The organism is Flavobacterium sp. FlaQc-47 (assembly GCF_044006475.1).
In the GTDB taxonomy this organism is placed as follows: domain Bacteria; phylum Bacteroidota; class Bacteroidia; order Flavobacteriales; family Flavobacteriaceae; genus Flavobacterium.
In genome coordinates this window covers 255616-274300 of record NZ_JBIPCQ010000007.1, presented here as the reverse complement: position 1 = coordinate 274300, position 18685 = coordinate 255616, and the positions used below count along the sequence as shown (strand labels likewise).

Sequence of the window (18685 nt, the reverse complement as noted above, 5' to 3'; positions counted from 1 at the left end):
AGTTTAATCCCTACGGGATATTTTTCTGGTTGATTTTTATCCTACCAATATTAAACTCCTAACGGAGTAAAAAAAATATCCCGAAGAGATTACATTTATATACTGGATGATTTTTACCGCAAAGCAAGCAAAGTTTTTTATCGTAGAGTGTGTTGACAAACACAGAGTTCACAAAGCTTTGTGCTGAACTGGCTTTGTGAACTTTGTGTTTATATCCATCTTGCTTAGTAAAAAATATTTGAGTGCTCTGTGGTATTTTTTTTTCTCTCTCCACAGGTTTTCGTGTTGATCCAGGATTTGTAAATATTGAAAAAAGGCATAAAATAAAAAAAACCTGCGAATACTAGGATTTGCAGGTTTTACAAAGTTTTTTCGGGTTTTTGAAAAGATTGAAAAAGTGACCTTTTACTTCTTTTTCCCTTTTTGTGGGGAGAGCAGGATTCGAACCATAAGCCCGTAACCTGCGTATTTACTGCATTTTATATTTTTTTCTACCTAGTCTGCCACGATGTTGCCACTAAAATAAAAACGTTATATTTTTTCTTTCTTTTAATTTTTAATAGGCTGATTTTAAGTGGTTTATGAGTTTATGTTATTGAATCTATAATTAATTTTGAATAATAATGCAAAAGTACTGTATATTTTGATAAAAATAACTGTCTTATCGACAATTTGTAGTTTTTTTTATGTCAAGTATTTTTAAAGGTTTTGATGATCTTGTCAATTTTAAAATATTTAAATTTGAAATCTTCAATTAAAAAACAGTAAATAAAAGATATATCCAGTATACACTTGCAATAAATCAAGATCTCAATTAAATAGAAAAGAGCAAGTAGAAAAACTTACTCTTTTCATTTTCCTTTTTAAAATAGTTGCTATGATGTTATATACAACTTTAAAGGCATGTTTATGTGTTAATTTTGCACAGGCTTATAAATTAGGGAGAATTACGTTTCTGTTAAAATGCAAGTAACACATTGCCAAAGATATACTAAATAAATCATTAGTAAGGAAATAACTTACACAATTTGTAAATTTGTTTTTATTTTTACTTGACTTTCATCCGTTAGTGAATTTAGAAAGATAAGTCCTTTGCTTTCTAAAAATATAAGGACATCTAAAATTCTAGCCTGATTTTCTCGTTCTTGTGATTTGTTATAGCTACTAAAAATATTACTTGTCAATTCTTCTAAAGAGAATGTTTTGGTACTATTTTGAGCAAGTATTTTTAGTATTTCGTTATATAGTTCGAAGGGTAATTGCATAAATACTTTTCTAATTTGTGATTTTAATTTAAATTGATAAAATATAGCATAGCCATGATTTCTTCGGCTGTAATTTAAGTATAAAGCTTGTCAGATTTTTCGATTCGTATATATAAAGAACTGTGTCGAAATCTGAATATTTGATTCTGACGGTGAGACAGAACCGTAATTAATAAATATATAAAATGTATTGAAATTGTACTTCAAAGTCCTTTGAAGTTAAATATCAGTATGAATCAACATAATTAAACAAGAAAGTACATATTTATATATTTAAATGCTAAATTTAGATGTATGGTTAACCAATGTTTTTTTAATCTAACTATTTTTTACCATAAATATATAAAAATAGCAATGTAGTTGTTACAATTGAAGGTTTTTTTCGATAGACTTACTTGTAGAAATTATAGCCCTTCCTTACTAATATAGATTTTTGTTATATAAGAAAATATATTATTATTATTATTATTATTATTAAAACTTATACTATTTTTTTTATTTAGTTTGTAAATTAGTGTTGCAATAAATTTGAAATATAGTAAATCAATCAATCGACATTAGTAATTGCCCTTTTCATAATGGAAGCATGAAATGAAAGTCTTGATCTTGAAGCTGTAAAAAAAGATTTGCATGAACTTATGAATGAATCGCAAGATTGATGGCCTGCAGATTTTGGTCATTATGAAGGTCTTTTTATTCGAATGGCATGGCAATAGCGCCGGAACTTATAGGGTACAAGACGGACGTGGTGGTGCGGGAGCTGGACAACAGCGTTTAGCTCCTCTTAATAGCTGGCCTGATGATGTAAGCCTTGATAAAGCCAGAAGATTGCTTTGGGCAATAAAACAAAAGCACGCACAAAAAATTTTCTGGGCTGACTTAATGATATTAACAGGTGATATTGCAATGGAATGAATGGTTTTAAACATTCGGTTTTGCGAGAGGCCAAGCTGACGTCTGGGAACCTGGATAACCATAGAAAAAAAACCTAACGTAATTTTTTTTATTCTGTATTGCGTTAGCAGTTTTCAGAATTACGACTGTTTAAATGATTTTTGAAATCAAGAGAGTTTTTAAAGCAAAAATACTATGCAAAATTTTGATTATATTATTATTGGAAGCGGACAAGCCGGTATTCCCTTAGCGTTCAGCCTATCAAAAGAAGGAACTGTTGCCATTATTGAAAAGGGTTTTTTAGGAGGAACATGTGTGAACAACGGTTGCATCCCGACAAAAGCTTATGTCGCCAGTGCCCGAAGGGTATGGGATGCTTTTCACGGAGACGATTTAGGAGTTGAAATTCCTGAAGGTACAAAAGCTAATCTCAAAAAGATTAAGGAACGAAAAGACGAGTTAGTGAATGAATCCCGCTCTAATATTCAAAGAGCAATTAAAAAAAACGAAAAAATCACCTTATATCATGGTGAAGCTCATTTTTTGAGCAACTATGAGGTTAAAGTTGGAGATACAATCCTGACAGCAAAAAAGATATTTATCAATGTAGGAGCAAGGGCGGTAGTTCCTGAAGAATATCGGGAAGTTCCTTTTTATACTAACGAAAACATTTTGGAAATTACTGACATTCCCCAACATTTAATCATTATTGGCGGAAGTTATATTGGTTTAGAATTTGCTCAGATTTTCAAAAGGTTTGGCAGTGAAGTCACGATTATAGAACGTAACAAACAATTGATCAACAGGGAAGATAAAACCGTAACCGATGTGGTGGCTGAAATCATGAAGGCAGAAGGTGTAGATGTTGTTTTTAATGCTAAAAATATTACTATAAAAGAAAACAACAAGGATGGCATAACTCTGAAAATCGATACTAAAGAATTAAAAGGATCGCATTTGTTATTAGCTATTGGTCGTTGCCCTAATACTGATACGCTGCAATTGCAGAATACCACTATCAAATTAGATGACAAAAATTATATAAAAGTCGACAATTATTGTCAAACAAATCTAGAAGGCATTTTTGCCATTGGAGATTGCAATGGAGAGGGCTCTTTTACACATACTTCCTACAATGATTTTCAAATAGTTGAAGATTTTCTTTTTAAGAAAAAGCAAAGAAAAATCAGTGATAGAATTACGACCTACGGATTATTTATTGATCCACCGCTAGGCAGAATTGGAATGACAAAGAAGGAAGCCATTGAAAAAGGATATGAAATTTTGGTAGCTTATCGCCCCATGACAAAAGTAAATCGTGCTAAAGAAAAAGCAGAGAAACAGGGTTTTATGGAAGCAATAATCGATGCAAAAACCAATTTATTTTTGGGTGCCTGTATCTTAGGAGTGGGGGGAGATGAAATCATAAATGGGATTACGAATTTAATGTATGCCAAAAAGCCTTATACAGTTTTGAGAGATTCGGTGCATATTCATCCCACTGTAAGCGAACTTATCCCAACGATGTTAGAAAATTTAAAACCAAGTGTTAAATAAAAAGTATTTTGATTCCAAACTTTCTACTCTTTTGGAGACAATAACCTGCTCTTATAAGGGATTATCTGTGGTGCAGTATTACTTATAAGAGTATTTTGTGTATATAATTTGCTTTCCGTTTTTGAGTCAGTTCTGCAAGAAATTATTATCCGTTTTTAGTACTTAATATTCGAGTTAGGAATCCTTATAGTGCTTAGAATTAGTTCTGTCGTATATTAGTAGTTTTATTTAAATTAGTTTTTAATTATTTTAAATATTGTGCATGTGGTAAAGAAATATAAAAAATTTGACAGAATTTTTAAAGAGAATGCCGTTAAGTTAAGTTATGAAAGAAGAACTATTAAAGAATTTGCAGAAGAACTTGGAATTCTGCCTTGTATACTAAGCAGATGGAGAAAGGAATATTTAAAATTTGGAACAGGAAGTTTTCCAGGATCAGGGTATGACAGGTACATCCTGAAAAGAAAAAAAGTTTTGAACTGGAGAAAGATTGTAAAGATTCAGAACTCAGATTTGAGATTTTAAAAAAAGGCACGCCGTATCTTTTTCAAGGAAAATTAGTTATTTACCAGTTTATTTATGACAATGAAAAAACATATCCAATTACAAAAATGTGCAAGGTTTTAGATGTTGGAGTTGGAAGGTATATTAATTGGAAGAAAAAAGGTATTTCGGAAAAACAAAAGGCGATAAAATTATTAAAAGAAGAAATCACTACAATATTTTTCAGTTTCAAAAAACTTTATGGCAGAAATAAAATTACTAAAGAACTTCACAAGCTCGGATATAAAATAAATGAAAGACATGTTTCTTTCTATATGAAACAGTTAGGATTACGTCGAATTCCAAAAAGGAAATTTAAAGTAACAACAGATTCTAAGCATAATTACTACACTGCTCCCAATATTTTAAATAGAAATTTTAAAGTAAATTCTCCCTCGAAAGTATGGGTTTCGGACATTACCTATATTCAGACAAAAAAAGGTTTTTTATATCTCACCATCATAATGGATTTATATGACCGAAAAATTATTGGCTGGAGCTTGAGTTCAGGTCTCTCAACTGAGAAGACCACTTTGGTGGCCTTGGAAATGGCTGTTTATACCCGTAAAGTTTCCAAATGGTCTGATTTTCCACTCCGACAGAGGAGTTCAGTATGCCAACGGAGATTTCACAAGCAAACTATATTCTTATAAAATTACAAGCAGTATGAGCCGTAAAGGTGATCATTTGGACAACGCTGTTTCTGAGTCTTTCTTTAGTTCTTTTAAACGCGAATTGATACATAAAAATAATTTGCGATCTGCAATACAATTAAAAGTTGATATTTTTGAATATATAGAAAACTGGTACAATAAAGTACGTCTTCATTCTGCCTTAAATTATAAATCTATAGAAGAGTTTAATAAATTAAACATGCGTGGTAATTGATATTCTGAAAAACGGAGACGATTTAAAATATGGTAAATGACAGAAATAAGAAAAAAATATGACATTGCTTTCAAAAAGAAAGCTGTTTTACTAAGTTATGAAAGAAATTGCGTAGGGAAATTAGAGAATGAACTTAATCTATATTCCGGTGCATTCGGCAAATGGCGTATGGAATATAAAAAGTACGGCATAGAAAGCTTTCAAGAAAAGGATTATTTAAAATTAAATCTCGAAGAACAAAAGATTCATAAGTTTGAAATAAAAATTAAAAAATCAGATTTAAAACTTGAAATTTTAAAAAGGGCTGGTAGGGCTCTTCATCTTGGAAAACGGACAATTTATAATTTCATGAAAGAGAATGAAAGACTATACTCGATCAGAATGATGTCTGAGGTTTTAGGCGTAAACAGAAGTTCTTATCGAAGATGGAGAAATCAATTTATAACGGAAAAGGAAAAAAGAAAAAATCTAATTAAGCAGGAAATAAATTCAATATTTTTTACTGCTAAACAGCGTTATGGAAGCGAGCGGATTACAGTGGCACTACGAAATTCGGGGTATATAATATCACGTCGGACAGTTAGAAAATATATGAACGAATTAGGTTTGACAATTTTAGTAAAAAACAATTAAAGTTTTGTACAATTCAGATGTAGAGAATAAAATTGGATTGTTATATTTTGTAATATTTTTTACATTCTTATAGGCAACATAGTATTTTTTGATAATCAATGATTGATATTAAACTCAAATAGTATATAAAAGTACAGTTATAACAAAAGGCATTGAAAATTATGTAAGTTAATTCTTTAGTGTGTCTTATTTTTGTATATCTTTGATAATGCGTTAGTTGCAATTACCAAAAACAGAATTATAATATTATATGCCTTTGCTAAATTAATGCGAAATAGGCCTTAATAGTTATCCATAACATCATGGCTACGATTTTAATAAATTTTAAGGCGAATGAAGAGAGCAAGTTTTTAAAACTTGCTCTTTTTATTTCATTAATAAACCTTAAAGAATTTATAAAATTTGGACAGTTTTACAATGAAATGTTTACTAGTACTGGGAATGCCCCTTTTATAATATTGCCCTTTCTGTGGACTATCCAAAGTTTCGAACCCAAGCTCGATAGAACTTGATTTTGCTGGATTCATATTTTTCAATATATCCATGTGCCATTCTGCCACAAAAATTAAGTGTGAATTTCTTTTTTAGATTTTATTTTTGTCCTGTTCAAAATTTGCTAATTCTTTGTTGACTTCTTCTAGTAACTGCTTTTCAGTTGGAAGATATAAATGATATTGGCTTGCAATAATATTTTTGTTGCTTTCTGGTAATGTGAATTTAACTACACCATCATTTTTATTAGCACAAAGTAATATTCCAATTGTAGGATTTTCATTTTCATTTTTTTCAATGCGGTCGTAGTAGTTAACATACATCTGTAATTGACCGATATCTTGGTGAGTAAGCTTATGTGTTTTGATTTCTATCAAAACAAAACATTGAAGTAATCTATTATAAAAAACCAAATCTACAAAAAACTCATCTCCATCAATATGAATTCTTTTTTGTCTTGCAACAAAAGAAAAGCCATTTCCTATTTCCAATAAAAACTCCTGAAGATGTGTTATGATGGCCTGTTCGAGATCTTTTTCATAATATGCAGCTTCTCGTTTTAAGCCTAAGAATTCCAAATACATGGGGTCTTTAATAATTTCTCGGGCATCTGAAGGTAACTTTTCATTTTTAGAAACTAACAAGACACTTTCTTTATCACTGCTCATTAAGAGGCGTTCATATAAACTGCTGTTTATTTGACGCTCCAATTGTCGAGACGTCCAATTATTTTTTACGCTTTCAGCAATGTAAAATTCTCTTTTTTCTTGGTTATCAATTGATAATAAGAACTTGTATTGTGTCCAGCTCAATTGTGTCCGCAGTGCGGACACAATTGGAAAAGTCCTGTAAAATTGACGATACCAGTTTAATTGGCGGTATGAAAATCCACTGCCGAACTCGGGTTGTAATTCTTCTGCAAGATATTTAATTAAATAAGTTCCATAATCGGCTCTTTCTTTTCCTTGTTGCTCTTCCTCGAAAATACGTTTTCCAATTGTCCAATACATTTTAGTTCTTTCACTATCAACAGCTTTAATTGCGTTCTCCCTTGAACTCGCAATTATTGCCTTTATATCAGGAATTATGGATTGGTTTTGAAGCATTTTTTTAAAGTACGGATGTTAGTTGTAGTTTGCAAACATACACAAAAGTAATAAAAATAGATAAAATCAAATAGATTGTTACTAACTGAATATAGCGGATAACTTGTTAAGTATTTGGTGATTAATTATTTGTGTTATTTTTAATCAGGATCAGAATGTCTTTTGGAAGTGTTGTAGAAATTATTGATATAACCAATCACTTTTTTTTCTTTTACCGATGCATAGTTTTTATGGTAAATTAATTTTGTTTACTTAGTGAAAAAAACTCTCAGAAACTACTGCAGAATACGAAAAATAAATTGTGCCGACATTATCGGCACAATTAGAAAATAGATCTCGGAAGAAACCTTGAAGAAAATAATATTTGAATTATGCATTTTAGATCTTTCTACAGATTAGCAATTTGTCGTGACAGCGTCACGACAATTAAGTTTGTCTCTCTTCTTAGCAATAATAGGTATGAGATTGTGCAAGTAAGACTTCGAAAGAGTATTTTTTATATTAAATATAGTCAAGATTGATATGTTATATATAATTCTTTTTAATATTCTTCACGACGAGGTTCGGGAAAATTTTAAAAATCAAATATATACCAGTCTTTTAGTATATTGATTTTAAAGGGTTATTTCTTTCTCTCAACACTGTTGAGAGTTTTGTATTGCCTAAGTATATTGATTTTGCCACAAAATTTTAGAATGAAGAATAACATTCAAACTGCCTTAACATTTTGGAACAAAATAGGTACCCTCTCCATTTTCATTAAAGTTAAAAAACTATAACTTCCCGTCGTTATTTTGTAATGTAGACTTATGTTAATTTAGTAAATTTATCTTCGGAATGGAATTTACTACCAGTTATGAAGAACAATCAGACTCCTAATCTACAGCTTCTTAAAGTCATTGTAGATGACGCACCACTGCCAATAGGCATCTATGAGGGAAATAATCTTGATATTATATTAGCAAACAAGTACATGATCAGTGCATATGGAAAGGGAGAGGATGTAATAGGAAAATCATATATGGAAGTCCTACCTGAACTTAAAGAGCAGGGAATTTTTGAGCAATTTTTGAATGTGCTTAGTACAGGAGAGCCCTTTATCGCTGTAGACCACAAACTAGATATTTTAATAGAAGGTAAACTTCAAACATTTTATTTTAATTACAATATTACGCCCGTTTATGATAATGAGGGAAAAATCTATGCTGTTATGAATACCGCTTTAGATGTTACAACACTTAATTTGGCACATAAACAAGTGAATGAAGCTCAGGAAAAGCTGCACCTTGCTGTTCAATCTGCCGATCTGGGCATTTTTGAAGTGAACCTGTTAAGCGACGAGGTCATAACGTCAGGAAGATTTGAAGAAATATGGGGATTAGAACCTCTTGGCATCCATACCCACGAAGAGCTAATAGGCAGAGTGTATTTGCTTGATAAGGAAGCAAGGGAACATGCCTACAGAAATGCGCAAGATACCAAACACCTAAATTACGAAGCAAGAGTTGTACACAATGATGAATCCTTACATTGGGTACGAATTAAAGGCACATTGGTTCCAGACACGAATGGGCAGATAAACACGGTTTTGGGCATTGTACAAGATATAACGCAGCAAAAGCAGTTTGCAGAAAAGCTAAAGGAACTGGTTAAAAAGAGAACTGAAGAGCTAAAACGTTCCAATGAAGATTTACTCCAGTTCGCTCATGTAGTAAGCCACGATTTAAAAGAGCCAGTAAGAAAGATTAAGATTTTTAACGAATTACTCAAAAATGAACTTGAGCCGGTATTGCCTGAAAAAGGAAAGCATTACATTGAAAAGGTTCAAAATGCCTCTGACCGGATTTTTATGATGATTGACGGTATATTGAATTATTCCGCTATGAATGCGTTGGGAAATCCAATTGAAAGTGTAAATTTAAACGCGATAATTGAAAGCATTACAACAGATCTAGAATTAGTAATCGAGCAGAAAAAGGCTAATCTTTCGATAGAGGAACTGCCAATAATTGAAGGTTCTCCAATTTTGATTCATCAATTATTTTACAACCTTATAAATAATTCACTGAAATTTTCAAAAGAAGATGTTACCCCAGAAATTGAGATAGGCGGCAGCAAATCGGGAAATGAAATTGTCATCTCTGTAAAAGACAATGGAATTGGAATTGATTCAAAACATACAACAGAAGTTTTCAATGCTTTTAAACGACTGCATCCCAAAGAAAAATATGAAGGAACAGGTCTTGGCCTTTCATTATGCCGAAAAATTGTAGAACGCCATCATGGCAGTATCGAGATAGTAGGTAAATCTGCTCAACTTGACGGCACAGTGATTAAGGTAACTTTGCCGCTAAAACAGCCAATAAAGTAGAGTGGAATAACTTTCTATTTATAACCATATTATTCTATTCTTCGGATAATCCTTGCAATAAACCAAACTAAACCCCTATGTTTTTTTAGAAAAAAAATGTAACTTAGTACTTAAATATTATATTCTAATTAAATTAACAGACAAGGACCCATAATTATTATTGAAGATGATGAGGATGATCAAGAGATTCTACAAGAGGTACTTGCTAAACTTGGTAATGTATCAGATGTGTTGGTAGTTAATCATTGTATCTAACATTTACAGAAAATCAGATATTTATATTAATATCGCATAAAAATTAAAACAGCCTTTGGGCTGTTTTTTTATTGGTCTCAGATCGGGGTTTAAAACCCTGCAATTTATTGCAGTACTTTAGTAATGCGAAAAAATATAATCTTTTGACTTTTTAGTATTGATAATAATTTTCAAAGCTGAGAGACTTTCAGTCTCTCGTCAAACAAACCTCTGCACTTTCAGTGCAGAGTGGTTTAGTTTATAATCCCTTAAATCGAAAAAAAATGAGCTCAAACCAGACTAGGTGTTACAGATGTGTTGATGATATTCGAAAGATGATAAAGTATGGAAAGACAAAGTCTGGCAATCAAAGATATATTTGCAGAAAATGCGGGAAAACCAGAGTTGAAAATTATGCATATCTGGCTTATAAGGAAGAGATAAACCAGAATATTATTCAATTAACTAAAGAGGGATTAGGTATAAGAAGCACGGCAAGAATACTGAAAATATCAGCCACGACATTATTGAAAAGAATCGTTTTAATTGCCAGAAATATTTCCAAACCAATTATCAGCAAAGGCAAAACTTATGAAGTCGATGAGCTGTGCACTTATATCAGACACAAGAAAAATTATATCTGGCTGGTTTATACCTTGGAAAAGAATTCTAAAACAGTTGTGAGTTTTAATGTTGGGAAACGAAGCAATAAAACGCTTAACCGTGTTCTGGAAACTTTGAAATTATCTGATGCTAAAAAGATAATTACGGACAGATTAAAAAACTATAGATATTTGATTGACGAGAAACTGCATTCGGTAAAACGTTTCGGGACAAACCATATTGAAAGGAAGAATTTGACACTCAGAACTCATCTGAAACGACTCAACCGCAGGACAATCTGCTTCAGTAAAAGTTTAGTCATTTTTACTGCTGTTTTGAAAATTTATTTTTGGACTTGATTGTTTAAATAGATAAATATCTTGTTGAATAATTTACCCTAACGAGACTTGAAACATTTTTCCTTGAAAATACAGGGCGTTTAGATTTTTTAAGAAATTGAAGTGGAATTTATCAAACGACAAAAAAGCCTTAAAAATCTTGATTTTCAGGCTTTTGCTTTAATCTTGTAGCCCTAACGGGACAATTCTCGAACCATTTTACACATGATTTACAAAAAATCAATATCATTAATTATTGAATTAAAAAGTCAGTCTTTAATTGAAAACGAGATAAGAAACAGGTTAATTCACATGAGAAATCATCGATAGAAGTATTTATAAAGTATTGGGTATATATACCTGTTTTTGTAAGTTTTACATTTTTTAATTCTTGATTATTATTTGTATCTATTTCATTTTTAATGTATTGTGTTTTTCTTGATTTATATTCATAAATTAAAAAGCTGAAACTACAGAAACAATGTGGTAAACCGTAAAAATCTTACAGAATTAATTTATTTATTTGAACAAATTAATTCTGACATAAATGAGAAAAAAAATAGTACTCCTAGCCTTGATTATTTCTTGTATGGCTAAGGCACAAAGCACCAAGATTCTATTTGAGTATGACCTCGCTGGGAATCAAAAGAAAAGATCACTATGTGTAAATTGTCCATCAACTAGTGGAAAAGAAGAAGCTCCTAAAGAAATAGAGGAGCTAACAGAAGAAGATTTACTAAAATTTTCGCAGGAAGATGTAATTTCTTATTATCCCAACCCTGTAAAAGAAGAGCTATATATTAAATGGGAATTTAATAATGAGAAATACGTAAGTACAATACAGGTTTTCTCTGTCTCGGGACAGCTTTTAAAAACTTATCAAACCACTTTAAACAACAATAGCCAAAATATTCCTTTTCAAAATTATTCAGCAGGTATATACGCAGTATTGCTTTATTACAGTAATGGCGATCAAAAATCTATTAAAATCATTAAAAAATAGTACATGAAACAATTTTACTTTTTACTCATTTTTTTTTCTCTAAGTTTATCTGTTAATGCGCAATCATTGACAGGCTCTTCAACTGAAGTGGGAATCTCAGATGGTCAATTATCTGTTTCTTTATCGGGAGCTGCCAATTATACAGTTCCAATTGCTGTACCACAGGGTATAAATGGCGTTGAGCCTAAAATTAATCTGCAATATAGCAGTCAGGGCGGGAACGGTGTTGCAGGATATGGCTGGAATATTGGTGGCGTTTCAGGAATTACACGTATTGCTTCTTCTAAATTTCATGATGGCGTAATCGATCCCGTGGATTTTGATTCTTTGGATAGATTTGCTTTGGACGGACAACGTTTAATACTTAAAACTGGAGTTTATGGTGCAGATGGTGCAGAGTATCAAACGGAGAATTTTTCTAATCTAAAAATAACATCCCATGGAGTTTCAGATGGGTCAAATTACGGTCCACAATATTTCAAAGTTGAATATCCTGATGGATCAATTTCTTTTTATGGAAATGATACAGGTTCCAAATCAATTCTGTCATGGTCAATCAGCACTTGGGAAAATTCAAAAGGTGTGAGGGTTAATTATTACTATACAACTTATAATAATGTATTAAATATTTCATCAATTAAATATGGATCATTATTAGATGGAAACCCTCCTAATGAAATTCAGTTTTTTTATGGCTCTAAAAAAAGACTTGAACAGAGTTATATAGCTGGTCATAGCATTTTAATGCATAATCTTTTAACTTCGATTAAAATATTTACAAATTCTATCGGTTATAGAAATTACACCTTTACTTATGATGAAACTTACAGAGATTATCAGCGTTTAATTAATATAACAGAGAAAAGTGGTGATAACTCTAAAAATTATAATCCAACTATTTTTACATATGGGGATCTTACCAATACAAGTAGCGTTAACCTGACACCAGCAACTTTAGATTTAAATAATATTGATTCTGAAAAAATGGGTAGTGTCTCCGGAGATTTTGATGGTGATGGAAATCCTGATATTATATTATACCCGAAAACAACGACTGATGCAAAGAAAAAATATTGGCTTTATAAAAACATTTTAGCCTCGGAATCTGTAGTAAACACAGGTTTACTACAAAATAGTGGTGCCTTTGAAGAGATATTTCCCAGCACAATTTTAAAAGGAAATGCTGCAACAGGTTTAAAACTTGAAACTAGACAGGGATGGACAGTCGTAAAATATGATAAAACGAGTGATTTGGCAACATTTTCAGTTAATTCCTCTCCAACATCCGCTTTTACAGAGCTAGATTATGAAAAGGTTTTTCAATTTTCAAAATTTAAAAGATATTATTTTTACAACTGTGACGGAGCTGATCCGTTACGAGTGGGATCACAGGCAAGATCTGATTCAACTTTAAATACTTCTTCGTTAAAAGAAGGAGTTGTGGAAAAAGATATTCCAAAAATATACATTAGCGGAGATTTCAATGGGGATGCCCTGACTGATATTGTAGTGATAGAAAAGCCATTTATATACCATATTTATAAAGATTGTGGTCTCACAACTCCTCAAACGTATGCTGGTGGCGTCTCCTATTTCGTAAATTTAGATAAAAGAATATCTTCTAATTTTGTAGATCGATCAGGAATCCTTACAGTAACGGAAAACAGTAAATACTATGTTGCCGATTTTGATGGAGACGGTATATCAGATCTTTATGTTTTCGATACCGGTTATATCAAAGTATATTCCTTAAACCAAAGCAACCAATTTGCTTTAATTTTTGAAAATCCAACAGTAGATTCCAGTATAGTACTTGATAAACAAATATTGCTAGGGGATTTTAACGGTGATGGAAAAACTGATTTTGTTATTCCCACTGCCTTAGATCAAGACAGCTGGATTTTTTACATTTCAACGGGTTTAAATTTTGGTAAAATAATTGGACCTATAGGGATAAAATACAATCAATCCCAGATCAAACATTATGATGATGTAACTGTTAATAATAATAGTTGGGTAAAAAGTTTAAATGAAAATACGTTTGTAGCCTTAGATATTAATGGAGATGGAAAAACTGATATTTTAAATCAGCAGAACTTTACCGTTGAAAGTGATGATACCGGAACTGCAAACAATAGACCTAAAGGGATGCCACAGATGACAAGATTTCAGATTGCACTGAATATGTCATCTACAACAAATATAATTAAATTTCTTCCTACTGTTAATTTTAATTTTAGTAATAACATTGTTAACAGATTTCCAATAGCAATATTTGCAAATTTGGATGATGGAAATAAAAGTCCCAAATATTCTTTAATATCCGGGAATAAAATATATAGTTTTTATACACCTTATAACAAGTTCGATGTTTTGCTGAATAAAATTACCACTGGTAATGGCGTCGCACAGATAATTACTTATAAGCCTTTAGATACCGCTTCACAGCAGGGGCAATATCCCGTTTATTATAATAGAAGTTATACAGAGAATTATCCAAATGTTGATATCCTGAATGATCCTAATTTTTTGGTCGTAAGTATGATCGAGAAAAAAAGTGCTACGAGTTATAAAAAGAAGCTTTTTCAATACTATGGGGCGGTATCTAATGTTGAAGGATTAGGTTTTTTAGGCTTCCGAGGCACAATGCAGACTAATTGGTTTGACGATGATTCTGTAGGATCAGTGGTATCAAATGTTTCAAAATTCGATATTAACAGAAGAGGTGCTAATAGCGATAATTATTCTGCACTGGGAATACTTTCGCCAGTTAGCGTGGTTCCAACTACATACATATCAAAATCTGAAATTAAGTACAATTTACCCGAAGATGCTTTACTAAGCAATAAAGTCTATAAATTAAAAACGAACTCATCTGAGGAATTTAATGGACTTACAGGTACAAGTACAAAAACTGAAACAGAATACAATGATTACAATAATCCTTTAAAAATCATAACAATTGCTAAGGAAGGACAGTCTGCTATACAGACCAACGTAATTGATCTTACTTATTATGACATTCCTGCATCATACTATATGGTGGATAGACCAAAGCGTAAAACAGTGAAAGCAACACTAGGGTCGGAAGTAATGAACAGTGAGGAATTGTATTATTATAATGAAGATGAACTCCTCTCAAAGGTAGAGAAGAAAGGCGAAGCATTTACCAATTATATTGTTCAGGACATTTCTTATGATTCTTTTGGAAATATTAAAAAGAAAATACTCACTGCTGGTGGTGATTCCAGAGAAACAAGTTTAGAATATGATCCAACTGGCAGATATCTAATAAAAAGTATTGATGTGGAGAACTTAGCCACCACATTTATATATAATCCAAATGGTACATTAAAATCAAAGACCAATCCTTTTCTTCAAACCACTGTGTACGAATATGATTCATGGTTTAAAAAAACAAAAGAGACCGATTATCTAGGATACTATATAACCTATAATTATGAAAATTCTAGGGGAAACACTATCATTAGAAAAATTGGTAGCGACGAAAGTGTAGAAGTTGAGAATTTTGATGACCTTGGCAGAAAAACAAGGACAGGGGTAAGAAATATAATGGGAACATACACTTATATTTCATATCTATATGATATTCATGACCGAACTTATAAAGTAAGTGAGCCCCATATTGGGGTTGACACAACTCCTACAGAATGGAACGAATCACAGTACGATGAATATGGAAGATTATCAAAGAGCATTGATTTTAAGGGTAAAACAACTGAAATCTCAAATCCTCCGGGACTTACTTCAACTGTAACAGATGGAACCAAAAATGAAACGTATGTAAAAAATGCTCTTGGTAAGGTTGTTTCCATGTCTGATGCTCCTTCAAACACTATTAATTACACGTATTATCCTAATGGTAATTTAAGTAAAATTAATTATGGAGGTTTAGAGACAACAATATTGCAAGATGGCTGGGGCAGAAAAAAACAACTGAAGGATCCTTCTGCAGGTATTTTTAAATATACTTACAATGATTTTGGAGATTTAACAATAGAAGAAAATCCTAACGGGATAACCACTTACAACTTGACCCCTCTTGGTAAGTTAGATACTAAAACAGTATATGGTGGTAACGGTACAACGAATTCAAAAACAATTTACAGCTACGATTCTGATAAATTGTTGATTAAAACGGAATACAAAGATCTTGCAAATGGGACAAATATCATTACCGATTTTAAATATGACGCTTCAAGAAGAATCAGCACAAAAACAGAAACTACTCAATACGCAAAATTTATAAAGAGATATAAGTATGACGCATTAGGAAGGCTGGAATATGAAAATTCAACCGCCAAAATTGGAAATGCTACTAGCAGTAATACTATCCGTAATACTTATCGTTATGGTGTGCATTACCAAATATTAGACAGCATCACCAACAATGTTGTCTGGCAGACAAATGAAGTTAACAGTAGAGGACAGCTTCTTAGTGCGCAGAGCGGACCTACTACCGTAACTAATAATTATGATAAAGCGCTTGCTTCAAAATTAAAATATGATCGTACAACATATTCAAATAATATTTTAACTTTAGATTACACCTATGATAGCAGGGAGAATTTAAAAACAAGTTCTAACAGTATGTTTGAATGGGATGAAAGTTTTGATTATGACAGTAAGGATCGTTTAACAAAATTTAATAATGATAAAGGAATACAGGAAACGCAAGGATATGATGACAAGGGAAGGATTACACAAAATAGTTTAGGAATTTATAATTATAATATACAAGATAAGCCGTATCAAAACAGTTCTGTAACAATTGAACCTGAGGCTAAAACATATTATGAAAATAGAGGAAGAATATATTTTGATGATATGGAATCGCAGAGAGGATGGTCACCAGATTATGACAATCAATTTAATTATGAAGGGGTAAGCTACAATGGGCAAAAAGCTTTGAAATTATCAACATCTGCGGATGATTACCAAAATAATGCGAAAGCTCATAAATTAGTTCAAATCGATAATGCAGTCGATACGCAATACACGTTCTCTGGATGGGTTAATACAAATAATCCAAAAGCGCAGATAACATTATTGGAATACGAAAGTGATGATCCTTTCCCATTTAAAAGTGAGGTTGTTAGTACCGAAACAAAAGCTGGATGGGTATATTTAGAGAAAAATGTGCTTGTCCCTAAAAATATAAAACAATTACAACTAGAATTAAATGCTATTGCAACACCAACTACGATTGGTTATGCTAGCTTTGATGATGTACAGATTGCTAAAACTAGTGCTGTATCTGCACAAAAAGAATTAAATATCACATATAATACATTTAAAAGTCCGGTAAGAATAGAAGAATTAGGTGTTGAAATATTAGATTTTGGTTATAATGATGACAATCAGAGAAGTACTATGTATTATGGCGGTATTCAATCGGAAAGATTAGAAAGACCACTACGTAAGCATTACTCTGCTGATGGCACTATGGAAATTAAAGAAAACAGAGCAACAGGAACTTATGATTTTGTTAGTTATATTGGTGGGGACGGATATTCTGCTCCCGCCGTAGTTAAAAGCGACGGGATTACACAAAATTATTTATATTTACAACGCGATAATCTGGGAAGTATTGTTGTTATAACAAGTGCCGACGGGGCAACAATTGAAACGCGTTTATATGATGCTTGGGGAAGTATTATAAGTATTGGTGGCGGAACAACTGGTACATTAGATAAATTAACTATTTTAGATAGAGGCTATACAGGGCATGAACACATTCAGAGTGTAGGTCTTATAAATATGAATGGTCGTTTATATGATCCTAAACTACGTAGATTTTTACAGCCAGATAACAATGTTCAGGATCCATTTAATAGTCAAAACTATAACCGTTATGCATATGTATTAAATAATCCACTGAAATATACAGATCAAACCGGAGAATTTTGGCAATATATTGCATACTTTCTTGCTGCTTATATTCAGGGTGGAGCGGCAAGTGGAGGAGAACTTAATCCTTTAAAATGGAACGGTAATACATGGATGAGTGTATTTTCTGCTGCAGGTACAGTATATGCCACAGGTGCTGCTAATACTTATATTGAAAAATATAATAATAAGCCACCTTTAGGTGCGAGTGCGACAAGTCCAGGGATTGATAATAAATATATACGTTCTTACAATTCGAATGAAGGAGCTAGTCTTTCAAGATATAACTACTCATCATTTGCTTATGCCGGAGTCGTGAGTGTAGGGCTAGTTGCCGATGATGTGACTGTTATTGGGGTTGCTGATGATGTATTGATTCCAGTTGCTTGGGGAACAGCAGCAACAGTTTTTGTATGGGATAATAGAGAAGTAATTAAAGATGATGCGAGGGAAATTGTTGATGCGATTCATCGATCTCTTGATCCAAGTGATTTTCATTACGTTACTTATACTAAAACCAGTTTAGATGGAAAATTAGTTTATGTGGGAAGATCAAGTGGGTATGGAACTCCTGAAAGTATTGTTAAAAGGAGAGATATAGATCATCATATTAAAGGTTACGGGACAGCCGAACTTTCCAGTTCATTACCAGCGACTATAGTGGGAGGATATGGAGCTCGTATTGATGACCCTGCTTATTGGGCAATTAGAGGTAGTGAACAAATACAAATTGAAAATTGGAGAAAAAAAGGGATGTCAGGAAATGGAATAAACGGTATAAGTCCAACCAATCAATTTATTAATAAATATTTAAGATATGGTATTGAACTACTGTATTAACTACGATT

General features: G+C 32.1%; 8 protein-coding genes and 2 pseudogenes. 8 read left to right on the top strand and 2 right to left on the bottom strand.

Annotated elements, in window-relative coordinates:
- Window positions 1-1019: 1019 nt before the first annotated feature.
- On the bottom strand, window positions 1020-1265 hold the full coding sequence (locus ACHRVX_RS20665) for a hypothetical protein (protein ID WP_395335757.1): 246 nt from the start codon (window positions 1263-1265) through the stop codon (window positions 1020-1022).
- 593 nt (window positions 1266-1858) lie between these two features.
- Here ACHRVX_RS20665 and ACHRVX_RS20660 point away from each other — a divergent pair.
- The 4 genes and pseudogenes from ACHRVX_RS20660 to ACHRVX_RS20645 all read left to right on the top strand — a co-directional run.
- Window positions 1859-2232, top strand: a pseudogene (locus tag ACHRVX_RS20660) (peroxidase family protein); the annotation flags it as partial.
- A 122-nt stretch (window positions 2233-2354) separates the two neighbouring features.
- Window positions 2355-3716: a mercuric reductase gene (locus ACHRVX_RS20655; RefSeq protein ID WP_395335754.1), complete on the top strand. Its 1362-nt coding sequence runs from the start codon at window positions 2355-2357 to the stop codon at window positions 3714-3716.
- 264 nt (window positions 3717-3980) lie between these two features.
- A pseudogene (locus ACHRVX_RS20650) lies at window positions 3981-5147 on the top strand (IS3 family transposase).
- A 36-nt stretch (window positions 5148-5183) separates the two neighbouring features.
- Entirely contained in the window at window positions 5184-5780 is a 597-nt protein-coding gene (locus ACHRVX_RS20645) for an IS3 family transposase (RefSeq protein WP_395335752.1), read from the top strand.
- Window positions 5781-6364: 584 nt separating this feature from the next.
- Here the strand turns inward: ACHRVX_RS20645 and ACHRVX_RS20640 are convergent.
- Complete coding sequence (locus ACHRVX_RS20640; RefSeq protein ID WP_395335749.1) at window positions 6365-7378, bottom strand: YhcG family protein; 1014 nt, start codon at window positions 7376-7378, stop codon at window positions 6365-6367.
- Window positions 7379-8234: 856 nt separating this feature from the next.
- On the opposite strand from ACHRVX_RS20640, the gene ACHRVX_RS20635 reads away from it, so the two are divergent.
- The 4 genes from ACHRVX_RS20635 (at window position 8235) to ACHRVX_RS20620 (ending at window position 18677) form a co-directional block, all read left to right on the top strand.
- Complete coding sequence (locus ACHRVX_RS20635; RefSeq protein WP_395335746.1) at window positions 8235-9749, top strand: ATP-binding protein; 1515 nt, start codon at window positions 8235-8237, stop codon at window positions 9747-9749.
- A 518-nt stretch (window positions 9750-10267) separates the two neighbouring features.
- Window positions 10268-10945, top strand: coding sequence for an IS1 family transposase (locus ACHRVX_RS20630; protein ID WP_395335743.1), 678 nt, complete (start codon window positions 10268-10270; stop codon window positions 10943-10945).
- Between the two features lie 526 nt (window positions 10946-11471).
- A complete protein-coding gene (locus tag ACHRVX_RS20625; RefSeq protein WP_395335741.1) occupies window positions 11472-11927 on the top strand; it encodes a T9SS type A sorting domain-containing protein in 456 nt (151 codons plus the stop codon).
- A gap of 3 nt (window positions 11928-11930) precedes the next feature.
- The gene (locus ACHRVX_RS20620; RefSeq protein WP_395335739.1) at window positions 11931-18677 is read left to right on the top strand and encodes an RHS repeat-associated core domain-containing protein; all 6747 of its coding nucleotides are present in this window, start codon (window positions 11931-11933) and stop codon (window positions 18675-18677) included.
- Window positions 18678-18685 lie beyond the last annotated feature (8 nt).

What these genes read in the sequence shown, in the direction of transcription:
- ACHRVX_RS20630 (WP_395335743.1), top strand. Translation starts at nt 10,268, where the DNA reads ATGAGCTCAAACCAGACTAGGTGTTACAGATGTGTTGATGATATTCGA.
- ACHRVX_RS20620 (WP_395335739.1), top strand. Translation starts at nt 11,931, where the DNA reads ATGAAACAATTTTACTTTTTACTCATTTTTTTTTCTCTAAGTTTATCT.
- ACHRVX_RS20645 (WP_395335752.1), top strand. Translation starts at nt 5,184, where the DNA reads ATGACAGAAATAAGAAAAAAATATGACATTGCTTTCAAAAAGAAAGCT.
- ACHRVX_RS20665 (WP_395335757.1), bottom strand. Translation starts at nt 1,265, where the DNA reads ATGCAATTACCCTTCGAACTATATAACGAAATACTAAAAATACTTGCT.
- ACHRVX_RS20625 (WP_395335741.1), top strand. Translation starts at nt 11,472, where the DNA reads ATGAGAAAAAAAATAGTACTCCTAGCCTTGATTATTTCTTGTATGGCT.
- ACHRVX_RS20655 (WP_395335754.1), top strand. Translation starts at nt 2,355, where the DNA reads ATGCAAAATTTTGATTATATTATTATTGGAAGCGGACAAGCCGGTATT.
- ACHRVX_RS20640 (WP_395335749.1), bottom strand. Translation starts at nt 7,378, where the DNA reads ATGCTTCAAAACCAATCCATAATTCCTGATATAAAGGCAATAATTGCG.
- ACHRVX_RS20635 (WP_395335746.1), top strand. Translation starts at nt 8,235, where the DNA reads ATGAAGAACAATCAGACTCCTAATCTACAGCTTCTTAAAGTCATTGTA.